5 protein-coding genes are annotated in these 6664 nt (G+C 33.0%); all 5 read right to left on the minus strand.

Annotation, left to right across the window (positions count from 1 at the left end):
• Positions 1-1389 (minus strand): glycoside hydrolase family 97 N-terminal domain-containing protein (locus ACIQ11_RS07885; protein WP_396154116.1); only part of this gene is annotated, 1389 nt, incomplete at its 3' end.
• A gap of 4 nt (positions 1390-1393) precedes the next feature.
• On the minus strand, positions 1394-3688 hold the full coding sequence (locus ACIQ11_RS07890) for a glycoside hydrolase family 65 protein (protein WP_396154117.1): 2295 nt from the start codon (positions 3686-3688) through the stop codon (positions 1394-1396).
• Positions 3689-3733: 45 nt separating this feature from the next.
• Positions 3734-4390, minus strand: coding sequence for a beta-phosphoglucomutase (pgmB, locus tag ACIQ11_RS07895; protein ID WP_396154118.1), 657 nt, complete (start codon positions 4388-4390; stop codon positions 3734-3736).
• Positions 4391-4399: 9 nt separating this feature from the next.
• On the minus strand, positions 4400-5806 hold the full coding sequence (locus ACIQ11_RS07900; protein ID WP_396154119.1) for an MFS transporter: 1407 nt from the start codon (positions 5804-5806) through the stop codon (positions 4400-4402).
• Positions 5807-6013: 207 nt separating this feature from the next.
• The coding region (locus ACIQ11_RS07905) for a LacI family DNA-binding transcriptional regulator (RefSeq protein ID WP_396154120.1) at positions 6014-6664 on the minus strand (651 nt) is incomplete at its 5' end.

Here is a 6664-nt window from a genome sequence, read left to right on the forward strand (position 1 = left end):
TAAGATAGATTGACTATAATGGTGCTCACCTAAAGGCAAAATATTTCCAACATAACCACTTTTTACAGCGTTGTATCCATTGTCTTTCATAAATTGATACGCTACATCTAAATGACGTTCGTAATTTCTTGTAGCGCCAGACGTTTCGTGATGCATAATCATTTTAATTCCTTTTGATTTGGCATATTCGTGAATTCCTTTTACATCAAAATCTGGATACGCCGAAATAAAATCAAAAACATAATCTTTTTCATGACCAAACCAGTCTTCCCAACCTTCATTCCAGCCTTCTACCAAAACGGCATCAAAACCGTGTAATGCTGCAAAATCGATATATTCTTTTACGTGTTTGGTATTTGCCGCGTGTTTGGCGCTTTGCTTTACTTTAGTATAATCTGTTACACCAAGTTGAATAGAAGGCAAATCATCTGTATATGCCCAAGAGCTTTTACCGGTAATCATTTCCCACCAAACGCCAACATATTTTAAAGGTTTAATCCAAGTGGTGTTTTTAATTTTACAAGGTTCGTTTAAGTTTAACGTCATTCTTGATGCTAAGACTTCTCTGGCATCGTTACTAACTATAATGGTGCGCCAAGGTGAAACACTTGGTGCTTGAATATGACCTTTGTTTCCTTTTGCATCTGGCGTTAAGTGCGATTGAAATACAAAGTTTTTATCGTTTAAATTCAAATGCATACACGAATAATTAATTAGTGCCGCTTCGTGAATGTTGATATACAATCCATCCGCTGTTTTCATCATTAAAGACGTTTGTACGCCTGTATCTGAAAACTGTTTTTGTGAAGCATTTTCCGAAACTGCACCTCTAAATAAACTTCTAATTTCAGATAATTTACTCTCTGTGTAATCGTATTCTTGTGTGTCGTAATCACCTGGAATCCAAAATGCAGTGTGATTTCCAGTCATAGCAAATTCGGTTCTTTCTTCTTTAATTACGAAATAAATCAAGTTTTTTTGCTGAGGAAACTCGTATCGGAAACCTAAACCTTCATTGAACAAACGAAAACGAACAATGATTTCTCTGTCGGTTTCATTTTGTTTTAATGTTACAGCTAATTCGTTATAGTGATTTTGAATTTGCGTTTCTTCACCCCAAACTGTTTTCCACGTTTCGTTAAACGTGCTTTCTTTGGTATCCATCACTTTAAAATCGTTTACTAACGACTTTTTATCCTTTTGTAATTCTAAACCTAATTTACTTTTTTTAATTACTTCTTTGTTTTTAAAAAAAAGCTGATACATAGGTGTGCCGTCATTTCCAAGTGAAAACGACATTTTAAAATTACCATTTGGCGATTGAAATTCTTGGGCAGAAGCCCCAAAAATAGCTGTTAAAACAAGGATAAACGATACAATTTTTTTCATTTTATTAATTTTTTACTAATTGCGATGCGCCATTAATGATTACTTCTACTTCTTGATTTCCTTCAACAGAAACTTTGGTTTCTTGATGGTTTACTTCTATTTTAACGATGGCATTTCTAAAATTGACTTTAAACGAATAGCCTTTCCATTGTTCTGGAATTCTTGGTTCAAAATGCAATTGGTTGTTTTTTACACGCATTCCTCCAAAACCTTCAACAATACTCATCCAAGTTCCTGCCATAGATGTAATGTGTAATCCTTCGTGCACTTCTTTATTATAATCATCTAAATCCAAACGAGAGGTTCTTAAATAAAAGGTATATGCTTGCTCCATTCTCCCCAAAGCAGCTGCTTGAATAGAATGCACACACGGTGAAAGTGAACTTTCGTGAACTGTAAATGGTTCATAAAAATCGAAATGTCTTTCTAATTGTTCTTTGGTAAAATCATCTTCAAAGAAATAAAACCCTTGAAGTGTATCGGCTTGTTTTATGTATGGCGAACGTAAAATTCTGTCCCAACTCCATTTTTGGTTAATTGGTCGTTGTGACTTGTCTAAATCGGAAACTTTTACTAATTCTTTATCTAAGAAACCATCTTGTTGTAAAAATACGCCGTGTTCTTCCGAAAAAGGAAAATACATATTGTCTGCTGTATTTTTCCAAGATTGTAATTCGGCGTCATTTAAGTTTACTTTTCTCATAATTCTTTCGTAATCAGAAGAATATTCCAATTTTACTTTTTCAATTTGAGCATACGTATAATTGATACACCATTTTGCGATATAATTGGTATACCAGTTATTATTTACGTTATTTTCGTATTCATTTGGTCCTGTTACTCCTAAAATTACAAATTGATTTTTGTCTGTTGAAAAAGTAGCTCTTTGATGCCAAAAACGAGCAATTCCGATTAAAACTTCTAATCCTTTTTCAGGAATATAGCTGTAATCACCTGTGAAACGGTAATAATTATAAATAGCAAATGCAATGGCGCCATTTCGGTGAATTTCTTCAAAAGTAATTTCCCATTCGTTATGACATTCTTCACCATTCATAGTTACCATCGGATAGAGTGCCGCACCGTTTTTAAACCCTAAATTATTTTGAGCATTTTCGATGGCTTTATCCAATTGATTGTAACGGTATTCTAATAAACTGCGAGCCACATTTTGATCTTTTGTTGCCATATAAAACGGGATGCAATACGCTTCGGTGTCCCAATAGGTTGAACCGCCGTATTTTTCACCCGTAAAGCCTTTTGGACCTATGTTTAGTCGTGAATCTTTACCTAAATAGGTTTGATTTAATTGAAAAATATTGAAACGAATACCTTGTTGCGCTTTTGTGTCGCCTTCAATAGTGATGTCGCTCATTTCCCAAATTTTAGCCCAAGCCAATTTTTGATTTTCCAATAAAGTAGTATAACCTAAAGTAGTCGCTTGAAGCAATACTTTTTTTGCGGAAGAAATAAGGTATTCTTCTTTATGATTGGTAGAAATGGTGTAGCCACCAAATTTTTGTATACTTACTGTTTGCCCTTGTGTGGCAGCCAATTCATAAGAAAACATAATTTTTGACGCTTCTTTTGTTACCTCAACAGGTTTTACATCGGTAATTTCGTTATTTACTATAATTTGATTTTGCATATAAGTGGCAACTGTAAACTTTGTTTTTAAAGTTCGAGCCACAATAAATGCGCTATTTTCTTCGTTTTTAATTTCTAAGGTTTCCCAGAATTTTTCTTCCCAATTGGTATCTTCATTTTCAATTCCAGCATCTAAATACGGTTTAAAAACTACTTTTGCATCGGTATTAGTTGGTGTAACTTGGTATTTTATAGCTCCTAATTCGTCAATATCTAAAGATAAAAAACGAGTAACATCAACTGAAATAGCTACATCATTTTGAAGTACTGCTTGAAACGAACGTTGGTACCAACCTTCTTTCATATTCAATTCACGTCTGAAGTTTGAAACTGATTTACAAGTTGCTAAGTCTAAATTTTCTCCATTAACTTCTATATTAATACCAATCCAATTTGGTGCATTTAATACTTTAGCAAAATATTCAGGATAGCCATTTTTCCACCAGCCTACTTTTGTTTTATCTGGATAATATACGCCAGCAATGTAACTACCTTGAAACGTATCACCTGAGTAATGCTCTTCAAAATTGGCACGTTGCCCCATAGCACCATTTCCAATACTAAATAAACTTTCGGAAGATTTTACTCTATCCGCTTCAAATCCTTCTTCTATGATTGACCAATTATTTGGTACGATATAATCCTGATTCATTTTCTTTCTAATTTGTCAATTTTCAATTAGTCAATTTGACAATATCTATTTGTTAATTAATTGCTTTATAAAATCGTTACTCATTTCTGTAAAATCTCTAAAACAAAAATCCGATTCGTGTAATACTTCTTTCTCACCAATACCTACACTGGTCATTCCAGCTACATTTGCCGCTTGAATACCAGCTACTGAATCTTCAAAAACAATAGCGTCTTTGTACGCTACCTGAACTTGGTTTGCCCCTTGCAGAAAAACTTCTGGATCGGGTTTGGCATTGGTTACATCATTTCCGTCAACAAGTGCATCAAAATAATGCAAAATGTTCACTTTTTTTAAAATTGGTCGGGCATTTTTACTTGCCGAACCCAATACAACATATTGATTATTGGTTTTTAAAAATTGAAGTACTTCTTCTACACGAGGTAAAATTTCAGATTTGTCCATTTGATGCACAAATGCTAAATAGTCTTCATTTTTTTGAACCAACCAATTGTTTTTATCTTCTTGAGATGCTTGCACATTTCCTTGAGATAAAATAATTTCTAACGAACGAACGCGACTTACTCCTTTTAGTTGTTCGTTGATTTCGTGTGTAAAATTAATATTCAAACTATCCGCTAATTTTTTCCATGCCAAAAAATGAAATTTGGCGGTGTCAACTATTACGCCGTCTAAATCGAATATAAATGCTTTTTTGTTCATTCTGTTTGTTTAACCTGAAATTGCATTTTTATCTGTAATAAAAAAATTACATAAGCCTGCAATAATTAATAATAATCCAGCCAAAAGCATGGCATTAATGTGTGCTTCACCAATTAATTTATACAAATAATTGATTCCTCCAAGTGCAGCAATAATTTGAGGAATTACAATAAACATATTGAAAAGACCCATCATCATTCCCATTTTATTCGGATTGACTGAACTTGACAACATAGCATAAGGCATCGACAAAATACTTCCCCAAGAAAAACCAATTAATATAAACGAATACATTAATGTTTCTGGTGTAGCATAAAACATATAAATAAATCCTAATCCACCCAAAATCAAAGAGGCCATATGAATGTATTTTCTATTTATTTTGTTTTTCATCGTATAAAAGGTGAGTAACAAGGCAAAAAACATTGAAGACAATCCATATACACCAGTTGCAGAACCTACTAAATCGGCGGCATTATTGTATACTTTATCTTTTGCTTGATATTCTTGCTCTTTTAATGTGCTTAGAAAAACAACTTCTTCTTTGTTGTTTTTTAGAACAGCCCCTTTATCGTCCAATTTTGCAAATTCTTTTACATCTGGTTTTGGAGAGTGAAAAACATGTTCTGTTAGTGCTGGTGTGGACAAACTCCACATGGTAAAAAATGCAAACCAACTAAAAAATTGAATTAATCCCAATTTTTTCATGGTTGAAGGCATTTCTTTCAAACTAATTATTAAATCTGGAATAAAGCGAGATTCTTTTTTTTCGGTAAGAAATTGATTTAAATCTTCTGGTGGATTTTCTTTTGTAGTAAATATAGTATATAAAATACTTGCAAAAAATACAAATGCGCCAACAGAAAAAGCTACAATTACTGATTGTGGAATGACACCTGCTTTCGCTTCATTAGTTACGCCTAATTTATTAACTAACCACGGTAAGTTACTGGCAATCCAGGTTCCAATTCCGATAATTAACGTTTGAATCACAAATCCGTTTGAACGCTGTGATTCGGGTAGTTTATCAGCTACTAAAGCACGGAAAGGTTCCATACTAATATTTATAGAAGAATCTAAAACCCATAACAAGCCTGCTGCAATCCATAATGCAGGAGAATGTGGCATAAAAAATAAAGTAATAGAAGCTAAAATGGCTCCAATAAGAAAAAATGGTTTTCTTCTTCCGAATTTTGGACTCCAAGTATTGTCAGATAAATATCCAACAATTGGCTGCACCAACAAACCAGTTAAAGGTGCGGCAACCCAGAGACCTGGAATGTCGTCTACTTCGGCACCAAGGGTTTGAAAAATTCTTGACATGAAGCCTCCTTGTAAGGCAAAACCAAACTGTATCCCTAAGAATCCGAAACTCATGTTCCAAATTTCCCAGAATTGTAACTTACGCTTTTCCATTTATCGTAATTAGTTGTTAATACTACGATAAGCGTTTTTTATGTGCTTATCAAAACTATACTTAATTTTTGAAGTGAAATATAAGCTTTGATTGACACAAATTAAAGTAAATTATTTTAAATAATCTAAAAATTTTGCCTCAAAAAATAGTGAATATAGTAAAAATTAATTTTTAATGTGTTGATTTTTAAATAGTTATACAAACTATTACGTTGTCGTAGATTCTCTAAAAATTAATTCAGTTTCTATAATTTCTGTAGTGTATTGTTCGTCATCTTCTTCTTTTTCAAGACGTTCAATTAGCATTTTTGCCGCTTTTTGACCCATTTTAATTCCGTTCTGACTCACCGTAGTAATTGTTGGCGTTGAAAATTGAGAAATAATTCCATCCGTAAACCCTATAACCGCAATATCATCTGGCACTTTTTTACCAATTTTATTAATCGCTTTAATGGCTGTTACGGCAAATAATTCATTCACTGCAAAAACAGCATCAATTTCGTTGTTAGTAATTAAATCGATAATTTGATCCTGACAATGGTCTATGTCTTCAACTTTAATGATTAATTTATCATTAATTGATACATCATAATTCGCCAATGCTTTTAAATACCCTTCCGTTCGAAGTTTTCCTACACTTACATAGTCTACAGTAGTTATTAGGGCAATATTTTTATATTTGTTTGTGATAAAAAATTCAGTTGCATTATAAGCCGCCAATTGATCATCAATAATTACTTTATCGCAAAAAACATCATTTGTTACGCGGTCAAAAAGCACCACTGGCATGCCTTGGTTAATGACTTCTTCTAAATGGTGAAAATCTTTTTTTAGTTGTGTTTCTTTAGAAAGCGACAT

Source organism: Flavobacterium sp., assembly GCF_044361065.1.
Taxonomy (GTDB): Bacteria; Bacteroidota; Bacteroidia; order Flavobacteriales; family Flavobacteriaceae; genus Flavobacterium.

What these genes read in the sequence shown, in the direction of transcription:
- pgmB (WP_396154118.1), bottom strand. Translation starts at nt 4,390, where the DNA reads ATGAACAAAAAAGCATTTATATTCGATTTAGACGGCGTAATAGTTGAC.
- ACIQ11_RS07890 (WP_396154117.1), bottom strand. Translation starts at nt 3,688, where the DNA reads ATGAATCAGGATTATATCGTACCAAATAATTGGTCAATCATAGAAGAA.
- ACIQ11_RS07900 (WP_396154119.1), bottom strand. Translation starts at nt 5,806, where the DNA reads ATGGAAAAGCGTAAGTTACAATTCTGGGAAATTTGGAACATGAGTTTC.